This window comes from Mycobacterium sp. NGS41, from assembly GCF_059812725.1.
In genome coordinates this window covers 449377-468014 of record NZ_JCALDF010000001.1, presented here as the reverse complement: position 1 = coordinate 468014, position 18638 = coordinate 449377, and the positions used below count along the sequence as shown (strand labels likewise).

Annotated in this window: 16 protein-coding genes; 8 read left to right on the top strand and 8 right to left on the bottom strand. The window is 64.4% G+C overall.

The features are described from left to right. The first annotated feature begins 63 nt into the window (after positions 1-63). Complete coding sequence (locus tag AC5Y21_RS02105) at positions 64-1572, top strand: acyl-CoA carboxylase subunit beta (protein ID WP_499908876.1); 1509 nt, start codon at positions 64-66, stop codon at positions 1570-1572. Positions 1573-1657: 85 nt separating this feature from the next. Here AC5Y21_RS02105 and AC5Y21_RS02100 read toward each other — a convergent pair whose 3' ends face one another. The 4 genes from AC5Y21_RS02100 to AC5Y21_RS02085 are packed head-to-tail and all read right to left on the bottom strand — an operon-like array spanning position 1658 to position 5866. Next, a complete protein-coding gene (locus AC5Y21_RS02100; protein WP_499908874.1) occupies positions 1658-2701 on the bottom strand; it encodes a TIGR03857 family LLM class F420-dependent oxidoreductase in 1044 nt (347 codons plus the stop codon). Further along, positions 2698-3078 (bottom strand): nuclear transport factor 2 family protein, encoded by a 381-nt coding sequence (locus tag AC5Y21_RS02095; protein ID WP_499908873.1) that lies wholly within the window; start codon positions 3076-3078, stop codon positions 2698-2700. The genes AC5Y21_RS02100 and AC5Y21_RS02095 overlap by 4 nt, the downstream gene beginning before the upstream one ends. After that, positions 3078-4217, bottom strand: a complete 1140-nt coding sequence (locus tag AC5Y21_RS02090; protein ID WP_499908871.1) for an alpha/beta hydrolase — start codon at positions 4215-4217, stop codon at positions 3078-3080. Before AC5Y21_RS02090 ends, AC5Y21_RS02095 begins: the two co-directional genes overlap by 1 nt. A gap of 20 nt (positions 4218-4237) precedes the next feature. Next, entirely contained in the window at positions 4238-5866 is a 1629-nt protein-coding gene (locus tag AC5Y21_RS02085; protein WP_499908869.1) for a flavin-containing monooxygenase, read from the bottom strand. Between the two features lie 187 nt (positions 5867-6053). On the opposite strand from AC5Y21_RS02085, the gene AC5Y21_RS02080 reads away from it, so the two are divergent. The 7 genes from AC5Y21_RS02080 to AC5Y21_RS02050 all read left to right on the top strand — a co-directional run bounded on the left by AC5Y21_RS02080 (position 6054) and on the right by AC5Y21_RS02050 (position 13896). Next, positions 6054-7073, top strand: a complete 1020-nt coding sequence (locus tag AC5Y21_RS02080; protein ID WP_499908867.1) for a Rieske 2Fe-2S domain-containing protein — start codon at positions 6054-6056, stop codon at positions 7071-7073. Continuing rightward, positions 7070-7690, top strand: coding sequence for a cysteine hydrolase family protein (locus AC5Y21_RS02075; protein WP_499908865.1), 621 nt, complete (start codon positions 7070-7072; stop codon positions 7688-7690). Before AC5Y21_RS02080 ends, AC5Y21_RS02075 begins: the two co-directional genes overlap by 4 nt. Next, entirely contained in the window at positions 7687-8304 is a 618-nt protein-coding gene (locus AC5Y21_RS02070) for a PaaI family thioesterase (RefSeq protein WP_499908863.1), read from the top strand. Before AC5Y21_RS02075 ends, AC5Y21_RS02070 begins: the two co-directional genes overlap by 4 nt. A 94-nt stretch (positions 8305-8398) precedes the next feature. Then, positions 8399-10045, top strand: coding sequence for an acyl-CoA synthetase (locus tag AC5Y21_RS02065; RefSeq protein WP_499908861.1), 1647 nt, complete (start codon positions 8399-8401; stop codon positions 10043-10045). 260 nt (positions 10046-10305) lie between these two features. Further along, entirely contained in the window at positions 10306-11514 is a 1209-nt protein-coding gene (locus tag AC5Y21_RS02060) for a cytochrome P450 (RefSeq protein WP_499908859.1), read from the top strand. Positions 11515-11539: 25 nt separating this feature from the next. Next, positions 11540-12754 (top strand): CaiB/BaiF CoA transferase family protein, encoded by a 1215-nt coding sequence (locus AC5Y21_RS02055; RefSeq protein WP_499908958.1) that lies wholly within the window; start codon positions 11540-11542, stop codon positions 12752-12754. Next, positions 12751-13896, top strand: a complete 1146-nt coding sequence (locus AC5Y21_RS02050; protein ID WP_499908857.1) for a thiolase family protein — start codon at positions 12751-12753, stop codon at positions 13894-13896. Before AC5Y21_RS02055 ends, AC5Y21_RS02050 begins: the two co-directional genes overlap by 4 nt. A 22-nt stretch (positions 13897-13918) precedes the next feature. Here the strand turns inward: AC5Y21_RS02050 and AC5Y21_RS02045 are convergent, their stop codons facing one another. From AC5Y21_RS02045 to AC5Y21_RS02030, 4 genes are read right to left on the bottom strand one after another with little or no spacing between them, the layout of a single operon-like run. Continuing rightward, the gene (locus AC5Y21_RS02045; protein ID WP_499908855.1) at positions 13919-15100 is read right to left on the bottom strand and encodes an acyl-CoA dehydrogenase family protein; all 1182 of its coding nucleotides are present in this window, start codon (positions 15098-15100) and stop codon (positions 13919-13921) included. A 15-nt stretch (positions 15101-15115) separates the two neighbouring features. After that, a complete protein-coding gene (locus AC5Y21_RS02040; RefSeq protein WP_499908853.1) occupies positions 15116-16180 on the bottom strand; it encodes an acyl-CoA dehydrogenase family protein in 1065 nt (354 codons plus the stop codon). A gap of 2 nt (positions 16181-16182) precedes the next feature. Beyond that, positions 16183-17013: an amidohydrolase family protein gene (locus tag AC5Y21_RS02035; RefSeq protein ID WP_499908851.1), complete on the bottom strand. Its 831-nt coding sequence runs from the start codon at positions 17011-17013 to the stop codon at positions 16183-16185. Beyond that, a complete protein-coding gene (locus tag AC5Y21_RS02030) occupies positions 17010-18629 on the bottom strand; it encodes an acyl-CoA synthetase (protein WP_499908849.1) in 1620 nt (539 codons plus the stop codon). The genes AC5Y21_RS02035 and AC5Y21_RS02030 overlap by 4 nt, the downstream gene beginning before the upstream one ends. Positions 18630-18638 lie beyond the last annotated feature (9 nt).

The window sequence follows — 18638 nt, the reverse complement described above, 5'->3', positions numbered from 1 at the left end:
GCAGACGCTACAGTAAGCAATTCAGTATGTATCGACAGCCGGTGCCGAGTGAGGACGGAAGCAATGGCCAAACCCCCGGATTGGGAGGAAACGCTCGCGGATCTCGCCCGCCGCCGTCAGCACGCGCAGGGCATGGGCGGCCCCGAGCGGCTCGACAAACACCGCGGCAAGGGCAAGCTGGACGCCCGCGCGCGCATCGAACGGCTCCTCGATCCGGGCACGTTCCGCGAACTCGGCACACTCGTCGGCGGCGAGATCGCGGCCGATGCGATCGTCACCGGATCCGGCCGCATCAACGGAGTCCCGGTGATGGTGGGCGCCGAAGATTTCACGACCCTTGCGGGCAGCATCGGGCCGGGGGGCAACTCCAAGCGCTACCGCCTCGCCGAGCTGGCGGTGCGCGACAGAATTCCACTGGTGATGCTGCTCGACGGCGCCGGTTTTCGTCCGACGGGCGGGCACTATGGGCGCAGCCCAACCGATCTGCTCGCGCAGACACAATGCTCGGGGCGGGTCCCGACCGTTGCCGCGGTGCTCGGACCCTCGGCCGGACATGGCGCACTCGTCGCCCCGGTGTGCGACTTTCGAATCATGAGCGCGAACGGCACCATCTTCACCGCCGGGCCCCCCGTCGTGAAAGAGTCCACCGGCGAGGAGATCTCGAAAGAGGATCTGGGCGGGCCGGACGTCGCGATACCCAGCGGGGTGATCCACAATTTCGCTGAGGACGACGAAGCCGTACTCGACGACATCCGGCGCTATTTGTCTTATTTCCCGCCGAGCGCCTGGTCGTACCCGCCGTCGCGGCCCGCTTCCGGGCCCGCGGATGCGACGATCGGTCCGCGGCCGACGCCGGAGTTGCTGGAGATCGTCTCGCGCGACAACCGGCGCGTCTACGACATGCGCAGGGTGCTCGACGTGGTCTTCGACGATCCTGACTGGTTTGAGGTGCAGTCACGGTTCGGCAAGGCGATCATCTGCGCTCTGGCGCATCTGGGTGGGCATCCCGTCGCGGTGGTGGCCAACCAGCCGCAGGTGCTGGCCGGGTCCATCGACGCCGCCGCCGCTGACAAGGCGGCGCACTTCATCACGGTTGCCGACTCGTTCCACCTTCCGATCGTCTTTCTTGCCGACAACCCTGGCATGCTGCCCGGCAGCCGCTCCGAACGCGAAGGCGTATTGCGCAGCGGTGGACGGATGTTCGCCGCCCAGACCGCGGCCACGACGATCAAGCTGCATGTGACGCTGCGCAAGGCGTATGGCTTTGGCTCCATGGTCATGTCGCTGCTCGGGTTCGACCAGCAGACAGCGACGTTCGCTTACCCGGGCGCCACCATGGGGGCGATGAGTGCAGCGGCGCTCAGTCGCGCGTCGCACGCCGGTGAGGATCTCTCCGCCAAGCTGCGCAACGCCGAGCTGCAAGCGTCGTATCGATCGGCCGAGCACATGGGATTCGATGAGCTCATCGATCCCCGCGAAACACGTGATGCCCTGCTGGCTGCGCTGCAACGAGGCCTGTCCAGCCGGCAGGCCGCCGCCGAGCCGGTGACCCGCACCGTCATCATGCCGTGACGGGTCCTGCACCCCCCCCGCTCGCGAGCGCGCGTGTTTGTACACGACACGCCGCGATGATGCGTCAGTTTGCGCACGCTCGCGACTATCTGGTTGCGCGATATGCCGCCACAACGGGCTCGAGCTCATCCGGTGTCGCACCGTGCATGATCAATGCGTCGGCGCCGTAGTCGAATTCTTTGCGGATCCGCTCCACGCATTGCCGGGCCGATCCCGTCGCCGACGGCTCGAGCCACTCGTCGGGAATCAACGTCGCGATGTGCTCGATCTGCTCGGCCGTCGCCTTGTGATCGATCCCGCCGGCGATTGACGTCACCACCTGATCTTCCCGAAACCGTTGCAGGACAGCGGGATCCCAGTTATTGGTCTGCACCATCAGATCGCCATACCCCTGCAGATAGGTGGCCAGCCGCGCGACGGTCTTCTTCAGCCGCAACTGTTCGGGAAGATGATCGCCGACGGTGGCGAAACACGACCACACCCGCACGCTGTCCGGATCGCGGCCGGCTTTCTCCGCTGCGGTCTTGACGGTCTCGACGCAGCGCCGCAACGTCTCTGGAGTGAAGTAGGTGTGCAGTATCACGTCGTCGAACACCCGGCCGCCGAGCGCCAGCGTGTTGGGCCCGAAAGCCACCAGCGCCAACCGAATGTCTTCGTTGAAATCCCGATCCAGAAACAGGACCGGATATTTGCCCATCGGGCCGTCGTGATTGAAGATCACCTCGCCGTGCCACAGCCGGCGCATCACCTGGGCCCAATCCTCCATTTGCGCGGTCGTTACAGCAGGTATGCCGAACGCGCCATAAATCGCAGCGATGCCGCGGCCGATGCCCAGTGTGAACCGGCCGCCGGAGAGCCGGTGCATGGTGGTTGCCCACGATCCGGTGATCAGCGGATGGCGGGTGTTGTGATTGGTTGCGGCAGTGGCGATCTGCATTCGGCTGGTCACCGCGCAGGCGGCGCCGACGAGCGAGGATGCTTCCTTGACATTCCACCGCTCGGAGATGAATGCGGTACCGAAGCCCAATTCCTCGCCACGACGGGCCTCGTCCATCAAGGTCGCGGGGCCCTCTCCCCCGGCGCCGGCCAGCAGGTAGTACCCCAACTCGTCGAGCGTCCGATCACTCAATTCCAAACTCCTTGCTTGTAGCCGCAATTCCAGACCTCGGTGATCTTGCCGTCCACGACGCGGAACACCTCGATGCTGGCGACGTTGGTCTTACTGCCATCGCTGGTGGTCATCGTCGAGTCGTAGACGATCGCGACATGCTCGCCGTCGTCACCATCAACGACGATGTTCAGGTCGAAGCGCAATGCGTCGAAGAGTTGCCACACGTCCGCTATCCGTTGGACCGCCTGAGCGTGGGTCAGCGTGTGCGCCTCACCGACCTCATGCCGGATGACGGTGTCGGCGAACAACTCCCCGGCTAAATCCAGATTGCGCTCGTTCCACACCACGAGGTTGTAAAGTTCGACGACTTCGCGCGCTGTCCAGGTCGCTGTCATCACATCTCCGCTTCGTCCGCTTCCCGGGCGACCCGCCGCAGGAACCGCTCGGTGACCTTCTGCACACGGCGAGAGAACACGTGGCCGACATGGCCGCCGTCATACCAGTACAGCTCGCCGCCGATGCGGTCGTGCAACGCAATTGCCGGTTCCCGCATTGCCATCCGGTCATGCCACGCCCCGACGATCAGCCGGCGATGCGGCGGCGGAGCAGGGTCCACCTTCAGTGGGTCGATCACTGAGGTCAGCTGCGAAACCACCGAAGACTCCAGCAGTTCCCGGTACCCATAGCGTGACGTTCCCCAACGATCCAAGTGACGCGCAATCATCGCGTTAAGTCCCAGGATCGGCGTGTACAGGGCTACAGCGTCGACCTCACGCTCCAGGTGTGAAACCAGCGCGGCCACCGGGGTGCCCATCGAAATACCGGCTACCACAACGGCACTGGCCTGCGGCTGTGCCCATTGCACGACGGCGCGAACCTCCGACACCGCTCGCATCATGCCGGCGACATTGCCCAGCGGGTCCATGTCCGGATATCGCGGCCACTGCCCGCGCCGACTCCCGTGCCCGGGCTGTACCGGCATCGCGACGTTGTATCCCAGGACGCGATGCACCCGCCCGATTCGACTCAGCAGCAGGTCTTCTGGGCCGCCCTGACCGGCGCCATGCACCCATACCAGCCACGGCCGCGGCCCGTCGAGGTGCCGGCACAAGTGCACCACCGCCCGCGCCGGTCCACCAAGGCGTTCGGCTGACAGCGTTTCCGGCAGTGCCGGGTCATGCTCGAACGTCATCCGTTCGTATGCCAGCCCGCCGACCCGCCGCCGTCGTACCGAACGCACCCGCAGCGGCGCCGGACTGCCATGCGCGCCGTCGATGCCCAGCCTCGCAAGTTCCTCGGCCGCCGCGGCGCACTCGCTCAGCGGCCGCAACGCTGCGGGACGCCCACCCAGCACCGAAAAGCCGGTCAGGACAAGCTCGTCCAGCATGACCTCGCCGAACTGCCGAACCCCGCGCGGCGACACCGGAGCCCAGCCGGTCGATTCGTTGAGGCCGGCCAGCGTGCGCGGCACCACTCGGCTCATCTCGCGGCTCAGATCGCGCGCGATGTCCGGAGCCCTTGTCACCCATGACATGTCACCCTCCTTCGAGACCCCTACGCGAGCTTGAAGCCGGTGTAGCCGCCGGCGGCGATTTCATCGCAGCGGCGCCGGTATTCCGGGATTCCACCGACATAACCCATGTACATCCGTTTCTTGCCGGGCACATTGCCACCGTTGTACCAAGAGTTGCAGGTCGGATGAACCAGCACCGTCTGCGCTACGAGCTCGGCGGCGTGGTCGATCCACTCCTGTTGAGCGGTTGCCAGCGCTTCAATAGTGCGGATTCCGTTGTCACGCAGATACACGATGCAGTCGGCGATCCACTCCACATGCTGCTCGAGTGCGGCGATGAAGTTGGTCGCGGCGCTGGGGCTGCCGGGGCCCTGGATCGTGAACAGGTTCGGAAAGCCGGCGACCGCCAACCCGAGATAGGACAGTGGTCCTTCGCCGGCCCAGAACTCGCTGAGCGACATAGCGTCACGGCCGCGGATATCGATGCGGCTCAACGCGCCCGTCATCGCATCGAACCCGGTGGCGTAGACGATGACGTCGAGATCGTAGAAGTCGCGCTCCGTGCGGATGCCTGCCGATGTCACCTCACGGATCGGCGCCTTACGCAGGTCGACGAGCGTGACGTTGTCGCGGTTGAAAGTGTCGTAGTAGCCCTGGTCGATGATGGGACGCTTGCACGCGAAGGGATGATCGGGCACCAAAGCCGCCGCCGTCTCGGGGTCTTTGACGATGCGGGCCACTGCCTCGCCATACAGCTTGGCGGCCATCCGATTGGCCTCTATGTCGAAGAAGACGTCACTCCAGTTCAGCGCACCGAGCACCCCGTTGTCCTCGATGGCACGCAACTGTTCATCGCGCGTCGTCGACTTCAGCGCCGGCCTGCCGAGCATCTCCAGCATTACCGAGAAGGCGCTCAACCGCGCAGCGCCGATCGGGTGTGCACGCTGAGCGGCTCGGATTTCGGAGTAACGGGCCTTCATCTCGTCCAGCTCGCCGGGCTCGAACGCCCGCACGCGCCAAGGCAGCGTGTATGCGGGCGAACGCTGGAACACATAGAGCTGCAACGCTTCCCGAGCCACGACGGGTATGAGCTGGACTCCGGTGGAGCCGGTTCCGATGACGCCGATCCGCTTTCCGGTGAGGTCTGAAATCCCGCCGCCCCGCTTCGGCCAGCGGCTGGTGAACAACGACGTTCCGGCGAAGGTGGCCATTCCGCGTATGTCGGGTTCCAGCGGCACGGACAGGATTCCCGACGCGGCGACCACGAACGACGCCGTCAATGTCAGACCCGATTCGGTGCGCACCAGCCACCGGACGGCATCCTCGTCGAAGCTCATGGCGACGACCTTGGCACCGAACTCGATGTCGCGGCGAAGGTCGAGCCGGTCGGCGACGAAGTTCAGGTAAGCCTCGATCTCGGGCTGGGCGGGCACCGTCTCCGTCCAAACCCACTCCTGCTGAATCTCTTCGGAAAAGCTGTAGGAGTACTCGATGCTTTCGATATCGCAGCGGGCGCCTGGGTAGCGGTTGAACAGCCAGGTACCGCCGACGTTTTCAGCCATCTCGAGCACTCGGGCCCGCAGTCCGAGCTGCCGCAACCGATGCAGCATGTACAGGCCGGAGAATCCGGCGCCTACTACCAGAACATCGAAGTCCGCTTCAGGAGCCACCGCTCACCTTCAGGATGGTGCGGGTCAGATGTACGCCCGGCATCTCACGTCCGTCGCCGAAGATGAGCAGCTCCTCGGCCGCCCGCACATCGTCCCCGGTCATAGAACTCCCTGCGGTAAGGTGGATGGCCAGCTGAAATCTATACTGTAACGGATTTAGTATCAGCCTAACGATGGAGGCGCCGGCGTGAAAGTCCCGTTCACCTGGAAGGTCACCGGGTGGTTCATGGTCGGATGGTCGCCGGAGTTTCCAGTCGGCGAGGTCCGCCCTCTGCGGTACTTCGGCGAAGACCTGGTCGCCTACCGCGACGAGTCCGGCGCACTGCACGTCCTGGAGGCGCACTGCAAGCACCTCGGTGCGCACATCGGCCACGGCGGCAAGGTCGTCGGCGACTGCGTCGAATGCCCGTTCCACGGTTGGCGCTGGGGCCCCGACGGCACTAACCGGTACATCCCTTACCAGCCGGACCGGCCCAACCGCGCCCTGACGCTGCGGGTATTCCCGGTCCGCGAGCAGTACGACTGCGTGTTCATCTGGCATCAGCCGGACGGCGCGGAGCCGCAGTGGGAGATGCCCGACATCTTTCACAAATTTCCGCAGTTCGAGACCGATCCGGCGGCCTACTACCGGGCTTATCCGGAGTTCTCCCGGCGAGCGGAGCGCGAACCGGTGCATCCACAGATCGTGGCGGAGAACGCGCCCGACAGCGCCCATTTCGAGTACGTGCATCACGCCACGGTGACGCCGAGGGTGCTGGACTGGAAGATCGTTGACCACGAATGGCAGTTCATCGCCGGTTGGCCGGACGCAGGTAGCGACAACCCCGACGATCTCGCGTTGCGGTTCCACAGCCACTTGTTCGGTCTCGGCGGAGCGATCAGCGTTTTCGAGGGCGCGCAGAATCATCGACTGATTTTCACTTGCACGCCGGTCGACGATGAGTGTTCGGACCTGTTCTACTCGATCTGGTGGCCACGAACCCCGGGCGACACCTCCGACGTGCCCAGCGGCAAGCTGCGCGAGCTCATCGAAAGGCAGTTTCTGTCCACCGTCTTCGACGACCTGGAAATCTGGCGCTACCAGAAGTATGTGGAACGCCCTCCGCTATCCAAGGTGGACGCGAAAGGGTATATGGCGCTGCGTAAATGGGCCACGCAGTTTTACGATGTCCCGCCCGAAGCAGTATTGGTCTCCGGGTCCGCATGAGGACATCACTCGCCGACCTGGCCGCGCCCGAACACACCGCGATCGTCACCCAGGAATGCCAGGGCGCTGTTATCGGACCGCATGCCGGGCTGGCACTGCTGGCCGAAGAGGCACGCCGCACAGCCCTGCCCAACATCGCGCGGCTGCTGCCGGTGGCGCGAGCAGCAGGGGTGCGGATTGTGCACTGCTTGGTGCAGCGACGACCCGATGGGCTCGGGTCCAACCACAATGCCAAGATCTTCGCCCTCGGACGCGGTGATGTCGACATCGCCCCCGGCACGCCCGGCGCGGCCCTGCTGCCCGAATTGGGTCCTGAGCCAACCGATCTGGTGCTGAGCAGATGGCACGGGGTCGGGCCGATGGGGGGTACCGACCTTGATGCGGTGCTGCGGAACCTCGGGGTGTCCACCGTTGTCGTGGTGGGTGTTTCGCTGAATATTGCGATCCCGAATTTCGTGATGGACGCGGTCAATGCGGCCTATCGCGTGATCGTGCCCCAAGACGCCGTTGCCGGCATACCGGCAGAGTACGGTGCTGCGGTGATCGCCAATACGCTGTCGCTGCTGGCCACCATCACCACTACCGACGATCTGCTTCAGGTATGGAAGGCGCCATGACCGACACAGCACGCGACATCCCCGGCGGGTTCCCACTAATCGAACCCATGGCGGCACCCCCCGAGCTGGGCCGGTTCGTTGCGGCCATGCGCCGGTTGCAGGATCTGACCGTCTCCACCAACCCGGACGGCTCGATCTGGGCTACCGCCGCCCGCCACATCGAAGACGCATGCGCGTTACTCGACGGCCACCAGGTTCCGGATATCCAGGTGCCCGCCGGCCGGGTCCTCGACATGCCCGGGCTGGGTCATCCCCTGCTGCCGCCGTGGACCGTCACCGATTCCGGGCCCGACGGCGTGACGATGCACGGACACTTCACCCGATCCCACGTGGGCGGCAACCACGCGGTACATGGCGGAATGATCCCCCTGTTCTACGACTGGCTCTTCGGCATGGTGGTTTCCAGTGCGGACATTCGGCCCACCCGCACGGCGTACCTGCATGTCGACTATCGCAGCATTACCCCGATCGACGAGCCGCTCACCGCGCGGGGCAACATCACCAAGATCGACGGCCGGAAGATCTTCATCGACGCGGCCATGACCGCGGCCGACGGCACGCTGCTCACCGAAGCCAATGGCCTGATGGTCCGCCTGCTACCCCACCAACCGTAATGTGGCCGGCAGACGCAGAATCGCACTGCGCGAGTCGTGCAGGTGCGATTCTGTGTCTGCTCGCCGGCAAGTAGGGCGACTCGAAAGGAAAACTGTGCCTGAGAACGAATTCACGGTCCCTGCTGTGGCTTCGGCTATTGCGGCCAAGATCGGCGACCGGGAACTGGTGATCCAGGGTGAACGACGCTTCAGTTATGCGCAGATCCTGGAGCGCTCTAACCGTCTCGCTGCGTACCTGCGTTCGCGTGGGCTTGGCTGCCACACCGAGCGGTCCGATCTTGCCGGCCACGAGGTGGGCCAGGACCTGCTCGGCCTTTATGCCTACAACGGAAACGAATTCGTGGAGGCGCTGCTCGGTGCCTTCGGCGCACGCGTTGCCCCGTTCAACGTCAACTTCCGCTACGTCAAGAACGAACTGCAATATCTGCTGGCGGATTCCGGCGCGACCGCACTGATTTACCACGCGGCGTTCGCGCCGCGAGTGGCCGAAGTACTGCCGGATCTTCCGCGACTGCGCGTGCTGATTCAGATCGCCGACGACTCGGGCAACGACTTGGTCTACGGCGCCGTCGATTACGAGACCGCGCTGGCTTCCCGCTCACCGGCACCGCCGCTAGCGCAGCACTCACCCGATGACTTGTATGTCCTCTACACCGGCGGCACGACGGGGATGCCCAAGGGCGTGCTGTGGCGCCAGCACGACATCTTCATGACGTCTTTCGGTGGCCGCAACCTCTATACGGGCGAGCCCGCGGGCTCTCTCGACGAGATTGTGGCGGCGGCAGCGTCGGGGCCCGGCACCAAGTTGATGGTGCTGCCGCCGCTGATCCACGGTGCGGCCCAGTGGGCGGTGATGACCGGACTGACGACAGGCCAGTCCATCGTATTTCCCTCGGTCGTCGATCATCTGGATGCCGACGAGGTGGTGCGCACCATCGAGCGTGAGCGGGTGATGGCGGTGACGGTGGTCGGAGATGCGATGGCGCGTCCCCTGGTCGCGGCAGTCGAGAAAGGTATCGCCGACCTGTCGTCGCTGGCGGTGGTTGCCAACGGTGGGGCCCCGCTGACCCCGTACGTCAAGCAACGCTTGATCGAAGTCCTACCGCACGCCGTCGTCGCCGATGGCGTGGGATCTTCGGAAACGGGGGCACAGATGCACCACCTGTCGACGTCAGGGGCAGTGTCGACCGGAACGTTCAACGCCGGCCCGGACACCTTCGTCGCCAGCGAGGATCTGACCTCGATCCTGCCGCCGGGTCACGACGGCAACGGCTGGCTGGCTCAACGCGGCTATGTCCCACTCGGGTACAAGGGCGACGCAGTCAAGACCGCCGCCACCTTCCCGGTCGTCGACGGCGTGCGGTACGCCATCCCCGGCGACCGGGCGCGTCACCTGGCGGACGGTCGCGTCGAGTTGCTGGGCCGCGACTCGGTGACCATCAACTCCGGCGGGGAGAAGATCTTCGCCGAAGAGGTCGAAAGCGCACTGGCGTCACATCCCGCCGTCGCCGATGTCGTGGTCGCCGGACGACCGAGCGAGCGTTGGGGGCAGGAAGTCGTCGCCGTCGTCGCGCTCGCCGACGGTGCAGACGCCGAGGCTGACGAGTTGGTCGCCCATGCGGCAAAGTCGTTGGCTCGCTATAAGCTTCCCAAAGCGGTGGTGTTCCGTACGGTCATCGAGCGCAGCCCGTCGGGTAAGGCCGACTACCGGTGGGCACGCGAACAGGCGGTGAATGGCTAGCAATTCTGCTGGGCTTGCCGCTTCCACTCGTCTCCATCGCGTTCCTCGAGTCGCAGCCCGACCGCATACCAGTTGCGCAGCACTCCTTGGTTTTTCGTGTACACCGCGGCCAGTCGTTCACACCAGATCAGAGTGCCAAGTTGCGGTCTGGGCTGTAGCGACGCCTGGGCTGCGAGCCTTGTCCAACGTCTATCATTGCCAATGTTGCCTACTGTAAGAATTACAGTACGATCTTACGCAACGACTGCCCTGGAGATTTGGTGACGACCCACGCTCATATCACCGCCGACACCGGCGACCAGCCCGTTAGCCTGCGTGATCCCTACCCGTTCTTTGCCCACAAACGCCGCAAGTCCGGTGTGTTCGAGGGCACCGTCATGGACTATTCCAAGACGCCGGAGAACTTTCGGCCCAGGTGCGAATTCTCGGCGATGTCGTTCGATGCGGTCAACACGGTGTTTCGCAACAACCGGGTGTTCACCTCCAAGCTCTACGACAAGACGATCGGGCTGTTCATGGGGCCGACCATTCTCGCGATGGACGGAAAGGAGCATCGCGAACATCGCAACCTGGTGTCCGCGGCGTTCAAGTCCAAGGCACTGGCGCTATGGGAACCCACGATTGTCCGCCCCACCTGCAATGCATTGATCGACGAATTCATCGAGTCGGGCCGGGCCGACCTGGTGCGGGATTTCACCTTCGAATTCCCCACCCGGATCATTGCCCAGCTGCTGGGTCTGCCGGCTGAAGACCTCCCGATGTTTCGCAAGCGCGCGGTAGAGGTGATCAGCTACCACGTCAACTACGAACGCGCCTTCGAGGCCTCGGCAGCGCTGAAGGACTACTTCCTCGAACAGATCGAGAAGCGCAAATCCAGGCCCACTGAGGACATCATCGGCGATCTGGTCGCCGCGGAGATCGACGGCGAAAAGCTCAGCGACGAAGCGATCTATTCCTTCCTGCGGTTGCTGCTGCCCGCAGGCCTGGAAACCACCTACCGGTCCTCGGGCAATCTGCTGTTTCTGCTTCTCACCCATCCCGACCAGTTCGCGGCGCTGCAGGCCGACCGCGGCCTGATCGGCCAGGCGATCGAAGAGGGGCTGCGCTTCGAAACCCCGCTGACCACCGTGCAGCGGTACACCACCGAAGACACCGAGTTGGAAGGGGTTGCGATTCCGGCGCGCGCAATGATCAGCGTGTGCATTGGCTCGGCGAATCGCGACGAGCGGCGTTGGGAACGTTCAGAAGAATTCGACATCTTCCGCGCCCACATGCCGCACATCTCCTTTGCCGCCGGCGAACATACCTGTCTCGGTCTCCACCTGGCGCGGCTGGAAACCCGCGTCGCGCTTGAGTGCCTGCTGAATCGGTTGACCGACATCGAGTTGATTACCGATGACGACCCGCACATCCACGGTCAGCCGTTCCGCTCCCCGACCGCGATTCCGGTGACCTTCGCCGCCAAATAGCTAGGGTCTTGAAATGGTCAAAGTAATGACGGGCTTTCGGGTCCTGGAGGTTGCGCAGTTCACCTTTGTCCCTGCGGCGGGAGCCATCCTCGCCGACTGGGGCGCCGACGTCATCAAGGTCGAGCATCCACTGCGCGGTGACACCCAACGAGGTTTCCTCAACATGGGTGGCATCCAGGTCGATCCGCAGCGGCATCCACTCATGGAGCATCCCAATCGGGGCAAGCGCAGCATCGGGATCGACGTCTCCACGCCGGGCGGCCAGGAAGTCCTCTATGAACTGGCCAAGTCTTCCGACGTGTTCCTCACCAACTACATGCCCGCCCAGCGGCAGAAGAACAAGTTCGACGTGGAACACATCCGGGCGGTCAACCCCAAAATCGTTTACGCCCGCGGTACGGCGTACGGCGACAAGGGCGCCGAACGCGACGTCGGTGGCTATGACGGGACGGCATTCTGGACGCGCAGCGGCATAGGCTACGCGTTGACGCCCGAAGAGCTGGGTGGTGCACTGACACAAGGCATTCCCGCCTTCGGTGACTCCATCGGCGGCATGAACATCGCCGGCGGCATCTCGGCCGCGCTGCTACATCGCGAGCGGACCGGCGAAGCCCTCGAGGTCGACGTGTCGTTACTGAGCACGGCCTGGTGGGCGGCGGGCGCCAGCGTAACGCAGGGCATGGAGAGCGGCGAGGTCATGCGCGTCGGGATGCCGGGATCGGCTGAGCCGTCGGTCAATCCATTCATGGGTAACTACCAAACCTCTGACGGCGGCACCATCAACCTGTGCATCATCAGCCCGACGGGCCTTATCCGCGACACCTTCGAACACCTCGGAATCCCCGAGGCGGCGGACGATCCGCGCTTCGCCGAGGTGCTGCCGTTGATACGGAATGCCGATGCGGCGGTCGAGTTGATCGCGAAGGCCTTCGCCGGCAAGCCGTTTGACTACTGGCGTCAGCACTTAAAGACGATGAAAGGCCAGTGGGCACCGTTTCAGAGTCTTCTGGACCTCGCCGGCGACCAACAGGCCATTGCCAACGACATGGTTGCCGAAGTCGAGCTCGCAACCGGCGGCGAGCCGTTTCGCGTCGTGCGCGGGCCGGTCCAGTTCAACCATGAGCCACTGGTAACAAGCAGAGCGCCGCAGGCCTCTGAGCACACCGAAATTGTTCTGATGGAACTCGGCATGGATTGGGACCGCATCGCCGAACTGAAGGAGTCGGGAGCCATAGCATGAATGACGTTGCCATCATCGGCGTGGGTCTGCATCCGTTCGGCCGCTTCGAGGGTAAGTCGGCGATGGAGATGGCCGCCGACGCCATCCACCTCGCCCTCGGCGACGCCGGCATCGAATGGAAGGACATCCAGTTCGCGGTCGGCGGCAGTTGGACGGTGGCGAACCCGGATGCGATCGTCGGCATGGTGGGGCTCACCGGTATCCCGTTCACCGATGTGTTCAACGCCTGTGCGACGGCGGCCAGCGCGACCAAGTTGTGCGCCGACGGTATCCGGTTGGGCGACTACGACATTGGCATCGCAGTGGGCATGGACAAGCACCCCCGCGGGGCCTTCACGGAAGACCCTGCGCTGGTTGGAATGCCGAGCTGGTACGCGGAGAACGGGCAATACCTCACCACCAAATTCTTCGGCATGAAGGCCAACCGGTACCTGCACGAGCATGGCGTCTCAGTCGGCACGCTGGCCAAGGTCGCTGCCAAGAACTTCCGCAACGGGTCGTTGAACCCCAATGCCTTTCGCCGCAAGCCGATGTCCGAGGAGGCGATCCTCAACTCGCCGGTGTTGAACTATCCGCTGACGCAGTACATGTTCTGTGCGCCGGACGAAGGCGCGGCCGCGGCAATCATGTGCCGTGCCGACATCGCCCACCGATTCACTGCCAAACCCGTGTACGTACGCGCGGTCGAGGTCCGCACCCGCCGCTACGGCGCCTACGAGGTGAACACCACCTACGCGCCGGTCGAGGAGGACGTATCGCCGACTGTCTATGCGGCCAAGGCCGCATTCGAGAAGGCCGGCATCGCACCGGAAGACGTCGGCGTCATCCAGCTACAGGACACGGACGCGGGCGCGGAGCTGATTCACATGGCCGAGGCCGGATTCTGCGCCGACGGGGAGCAGGAGAAGCTGTTGGCCGACGGGGCCACCGAGATCACCGGAGCGATGCCGGTCAACACCGACGGCGGGTTGATCGCCAACGGCGAACCGATCGGGGCGTCCGGCCTGCGGCAGGTACACGAGCTGGTGCGCCAGTTGCGTGGCCAGTCGGGTGACCGTCAGGTTCCGGGAAGTCCGCGTGCCGGATTCGCACAGGTTTACGGGGCGCCAGGGACCGCCGCCGCGACGATCCTGACGACCTGACCCTGCCGAGCAGACGCGCTACTTACTTCGGCGGTGAATAGTTGGGCTTGCCGAGACCGAGCGAGTACTGGCCGATCATGTTGCGGAACACTTCCAGCGTTCCGCCGTAGATCCCGACCAACGGGGCGAACCGATAGGCGTACTCGGCGCTGCCGTCATCGGCTGCCCCATCGGTCCCGTAGGGAAGAGTTGATGCGGCTCCGAGTAAATCCATGAGGTCGAGGGAGATGTCTCGCATCGTCTGCGCGATAGCCACCCGGCCGAATATGTTCGGGGCCGATAACGCCGCTTCCAGCCTCGCCACGCTGCGCCCCAGTCGATACGCGACCGACTGATCGTCGAGCAGGCGACGCCCGCTGAAGTCCGGCCGCGTCACCTGCTCCGCAGCCTTGTCCACCGCTGCTGCCATCGATCCCGCTTGGTGCATCATGATCGAGTTGTCCTGCAAGCCATCTGGCGCGGCTGCGACCGCGCCGTGCTCGGCGTTGAGCGGCTCGCGCAGCACTGTCCAGCCGGCGTTTACCTCACCCAGGCGGTACTTGTCGTCGACCCGCACATCGCTGTAGTAGACGATGTTGGTCCGATCGCCGTCCACAGTCCGGATGCCTTGGATTTCGATGCCCGGCGAGTTCAGCGGAACCAGGAACATGGTCAGGCTCTTGTGTTTTGGCGCCTCAGGTGCCGTGTTGGTGATCAGGAATACGTACTGGCAATTGTGCGCACCGGTGGTGAACATCTTGGATCCGTTGATGACCCAGCCCTCACCGTCGCGCACCGCGCGCGTCTTGCAGGTCGCGACGTCGGAGCCGCCCTCAGGTTCGGTATAGCCGAGGCACAGCCTGATGTGGCCGCTGAACACTCCCGGCATCACCTCGTCCTGCAGTTCGGGTGAGCCGAACTTCACCACCGACCGCGCCACCATGGCGGTAGTCCCCCAGGTCACCCACGGCACATGCGCCCGCCGCTTCTCCAGCTCCCAGATGCGACGGCGCACCCGGCTGAAGCCGCCGTCGGCCGCCGGTTTCCACTCTCCGGCCAGATAGCCTGCGGCGCCGAACGCCAAGTGCAGGCCTTCGTCGAAGTTGTCGCCCGTCTCGCGGTCGCGCCGCCTGACCTCTTCGGTCATATGGGTGGCCAGAAAGCTTCGCGCCTCGTCGTAAAACATGTTGTCCTCGTCGGAAAGCTGGACACGGGAGAAATCCATTGTCTCGCTCCTGTCCTAGACTCGCGCGGCCTGCCGCGCACCGTCGCGGGCGGCCACCAGCTCGGCGACCCGCTGGGCAGTCGCGCCTGGATCGCCGGCCGCCAAGGGCCAGCCCCTGGCTCGCACCAGATACGCCGATGCGGCAGCTTCCGCCGAAACTCCAAGGCCGCCTTGGATGTGGACCGCCATCGTCGCCGCCTTTGCGGCTTCCTCCGCCATGAAGACAAATGCCGACGGCGCCAGCTCGGGTCGTTCGTCGGGTTCGTTGTCCATAAACCAGGCAGCTCGCCGGGCCAGGTTTCGTCCACCCTGGACGGTGATGGCCATGTTCGCCAGCGGATGCGAAATGCCCTGCAATGTAGAAATAGGCACGCCCAGCGTGTAGCGGGTCTTGGCGAACTCGGCCGCGATGGTCATCGTCTCGTCGACCAGACCCACCAGGGCCGCCGCGGTAAGCAATCGCCACTCATCCAGCGCCCGTTGGTAACTCGCCAGCGCATCGACCCCTTGGGCCACCACGGTACGGGTGTCGGCGGCGGCCGGATCCACCCAGGCCATCGGTAGCCGGCCGATGTTGTCGACCTTCGCCGGCCGGGTGCCGAAGGTCAGGCGCACAATATCTTCGCCGTCACGGACGAGGATGTGATCGGCAACCGAGCCCGTCGGAATCAGCCGGGGCCCCTGCCCGCTGTCGAGTCGCGGATCGAGGGCAGCGAGTTGTTCTCCCTCGGCAATCCCGGCTGTTTCGGCGCCCAGTGCGCCGAGGCGTGCCAAGAGGCGCGCCGCGCAGACATGATCGATCCACGGAACCGGCGCCAGCACCCGCCCGATCTCTTCGGCCACCAGGGTGAGATCGACCAGCGTCGCACCGTCACCTCCGCAGGACTCGGGTAGCGCCATTGTCGATGCGCCCATCGCGCACAACCGCTCCCACAGATTCTTGTCGAAGCCGGAAGGCTCTGCAGCGCGGACGGTTTCGATTGAACAGTGGGTCTTGAAGAACTGCTTGTAGGCAGTTTGCAGATCGACGTGGTGTTCGGACAGGCTGTAGTCCTGCCTGCGCAGTTCGAAGCGATCCATCGTCAGTGCTCCTGTCCGAAGAAGAATTCCTGGGCGTTGTTGTAGAGATAGTTGTCGAGAACCTCGGCGGGTAGATCCAGCGCACGGGCTTCAGGTATCACCCGTCGCATCCGCAGTACCGGCCAGTCCGAGGCGAAAATCACCTTGTGCGGACCGCGCGTCCGCATGTAGTGCAGCAGGCTTTCCGGCAGCCGCTTGGGCGACCACGCCGACGTCATCAGACGCAGGTTCGCGTATTTGAGCATTAACCGGATCGCGACGTCCCACCACGGATCGGCTCCGTGGATCATGCACAGTCGCAGCTCGGGAAACCGGACACATACCCGGTCGAGATGCATGGGGTGTTGCACCTCACCGGGGATCGGCGGTCCGGGGATACCGGTGTTGATGCACAGCGGGAGGTCCAGTTCCGCACACTTGGCGTAGAGCGGATAGTAAACGGCATCGCTGGGCGGATACTGCCCGTCACCCCAAAAGCTCGGTCCCACTACGGCATACGCGACCGGCAGGTCACGCACGATCGCGCCCAGTTCCCGCAGCGGCCGCACCGGGCGCAGCAGGTTGAACCCGCCCATCGCCAGTGCGAACCGGTCCGGCTTGGCATCGACGAACTTTCGCGCCGTGGTGGACGGGCTGACAAGCGAGTCCATCAGGATCGCCTTCTGCACACCCTGTTCGTCCATCTCCTCGAGCAGTCCGGACAGGTCGACTGGCGCGAACATCGACTCCGGGCCCTTGAAGTAGTCGTCGCGGACCTTGAGCATCCAGCTGGGCTGCGACTCGGCTTCGCCGAAGTGCACGTTGATCAGGCAGTCAATCGCTTTTCCCGTCATACCGGAATCTCCTGTACGGCAGCTTGTTTAGCCCACCGGTAGTTCGGCTTGCCATTGCCGAGTCGCTGAATCTGCTCAACGAAGAGAATCGCCTTGGGCGCTTTGAAGTGGGCCAGCTCCGACTTGCAGAGGGTGGCGAGTTCGGCTCCCTCGACGACGCCCGAGCCGGGTAGCAGCGCGACCAGCGCGACGACTTCTTGGCCCCACCGCTCACTGGGTCGTCCGACGACCAATGCATCCGCGACGCCGGGGTGGGTACGCAGTACTTCTTCGACCTCCTCGACGAAGACCTTTTCGCCGCCGGTGTTCACCACCAACGAATCTCGTCCGTACAGGCGCAGGGTGCCATCCTTTTCGATGCTTGCGCGGTCACCGGGCATCACCACCCGCCTCCCGTCGATCTCCGGAAAGGTGCGTTGAGTGGCGTCGGCGTCGTCGAAGTAGCCCAGCGGAATCCGGCCGCTTCTGGCCACCCAGCCGATCTCGGTATCGCCAGGCTGCAGGAACCTGCTGCGATCTTCCGAAACCACCGCACCTCCTTCGCGGAGTTGGAAGGTCTCGCTCTGCTTGCCGCGTTGACTGTGCCCGAACCCCATGTTCCCGGACTCCGACGAGCCGTACCCGTCGATGATCGTGACCCGCGGGAGCTTTTCCATCAGTGCGCGCTTGAACTTCGGATTGGTTGCGGCCCCGCCGGTCCCGATCGCGTTCAAGGACGACAAATCGTACGAACCTCGTTGCAACTCGGCGACCAACGGGCCGGCATACGCGTCACCCACCATCGTCATCAGGCCGACCTTTTCACGCTCGGCGGTTTCCCACACCGAGCGCACGTCCAGCTTGCCGCGCCCGTCATAGAGCACCACCGTCAACCCGTGCATGATCGCCGAGAAGGCGGTCCACATCCCCGCGGCATGCATCAGCGGCGAGACCGCGAACCACGGCTGTCCCCCGCCGCGCACCTTGGCGTGGATCTCGTCGACGCTTGCGTGGTCGGCACCGACCATCGACGCCACGTACATGTCGCTTTGACGCCACAGCACTCCCTTGGGACGGCCGGTCGTGCCGCCGGTGCACATCATGATCAAGTCGTCCGGCGAACCCTGCTTCGGATTACCGGAACTACCCTGTGCCAGCGCTTCATCCAGTGACACCGCGCCCGGCAGTTCGGCGGCGCCACTGCCATCGTCGATCGAGATCAGCAGCTCTGCACCACCCGTCGGCAGCACCTCGGCGAAACGCGCACCGAGCGACCGGTGATAAACAATGCCGCGCGGCCGGATGTAGGCGAGCAACTCGGCAATCTCCCGCGGCGAGTAACTATAGTTCACGTTGACCGGCACTGTTCGCGCCTTGAGGCACCCGATCACCGCATCGGGGTACAGGTCGTTGTACATGATGAGGGCGATCCGGTCCTGACCGCATTCCCAGCGGTTCAGCGTGTTCCGCTCGCGGTGTGCCCCTAAGCCATTGACGTTCAAGAAGTTTGCCAACCGGGCGGTTCGCAGCGCGGATTCCCCGAACGTGCTGCGCCGGTCTCCGCATACTGTCATAAGCCGGTCGGGAATGACATCGGCGATGGCATCGAGCACCGACCCGACGGTCCATTCGGTCACGGTCCGGGC

Excerpts from the sequence above, each read along its gene's own strand:
- AC5Y21_RS02105 (WP_499908876.1), top strand. The coding sequence starts at position 64 with ATGGCCAAACCCCCGGATTGGGAGGAAACGCTCGCGGATCTCGCCCGC.
- AC5Y21_RS02095 (WP_499908873.1), bottom strand. The coding sequence starts at position 3,078 with ATGACAGCGACCTGGACAGCGCGCGAAGTCGTCGAACTTTACAACCTC.
- AC5Y21_RS02090 (WP_499908871.1), bottom strand. The coding sequence starts at position 4,217 with ATGTCATGGGTGACAAGGGCTCCGGACATCGCGCGCGATCTGAGCCGC.
- AC5Y21_RS02075 (WP_499908865.1), top strand. The coding sequence starts at position 7,070 with ATGAGGACATCACTCGCCGACCTGGCCGCGCCCGAACACACCGCGATC.
- AC5Y21_RS02070 (WP_499908863.1), top strand. The coding sequence starts at position 7,687 with ATGACCGACACAGCACGCGACATCCCCGGCGGGTTCCCACTAATCGAA.
- AC5Y21_RS02055 (WP_499908958.1), top strand. The coding sequence starts at position 11,540 with ATGACGGGCTTTCGGGTCCTGGAGGTTGCGCAGTTCACCTTTGTCCCT.
- AC5Y21_RS02050 (WP_499908857.1), top strand. The coding sequence starts at position 12,751 with ATGAATGACGTTGCCATCATCGGCGTGGGTCTGCATCCGTTCGGCCGC.
- AC5Y21_RS02045 (WP_499908855.1), bottom strand. The coding sequence starts at position 15,100 with ATGGATTTCTCCCGTGTCCAGCTTTCCGACGAGGACAACATGTTTTAC.
- AC5Y21_RS02040 (WP_499908853.1), bottom strand. The coding sequence starts at position 16,180 with ATGGATCGCTTCGAACTGCGCAGGCAGGACTACAGCCTGTCCGAACAC.
- AC5Y21_RS02035 (WP_499908851.1), bottom strand. The coding sequence starts at position 17,013 with ATGACGGGAAAAGCGATTGACTGCCTGATCAACGTGCACTTCGGCGAA.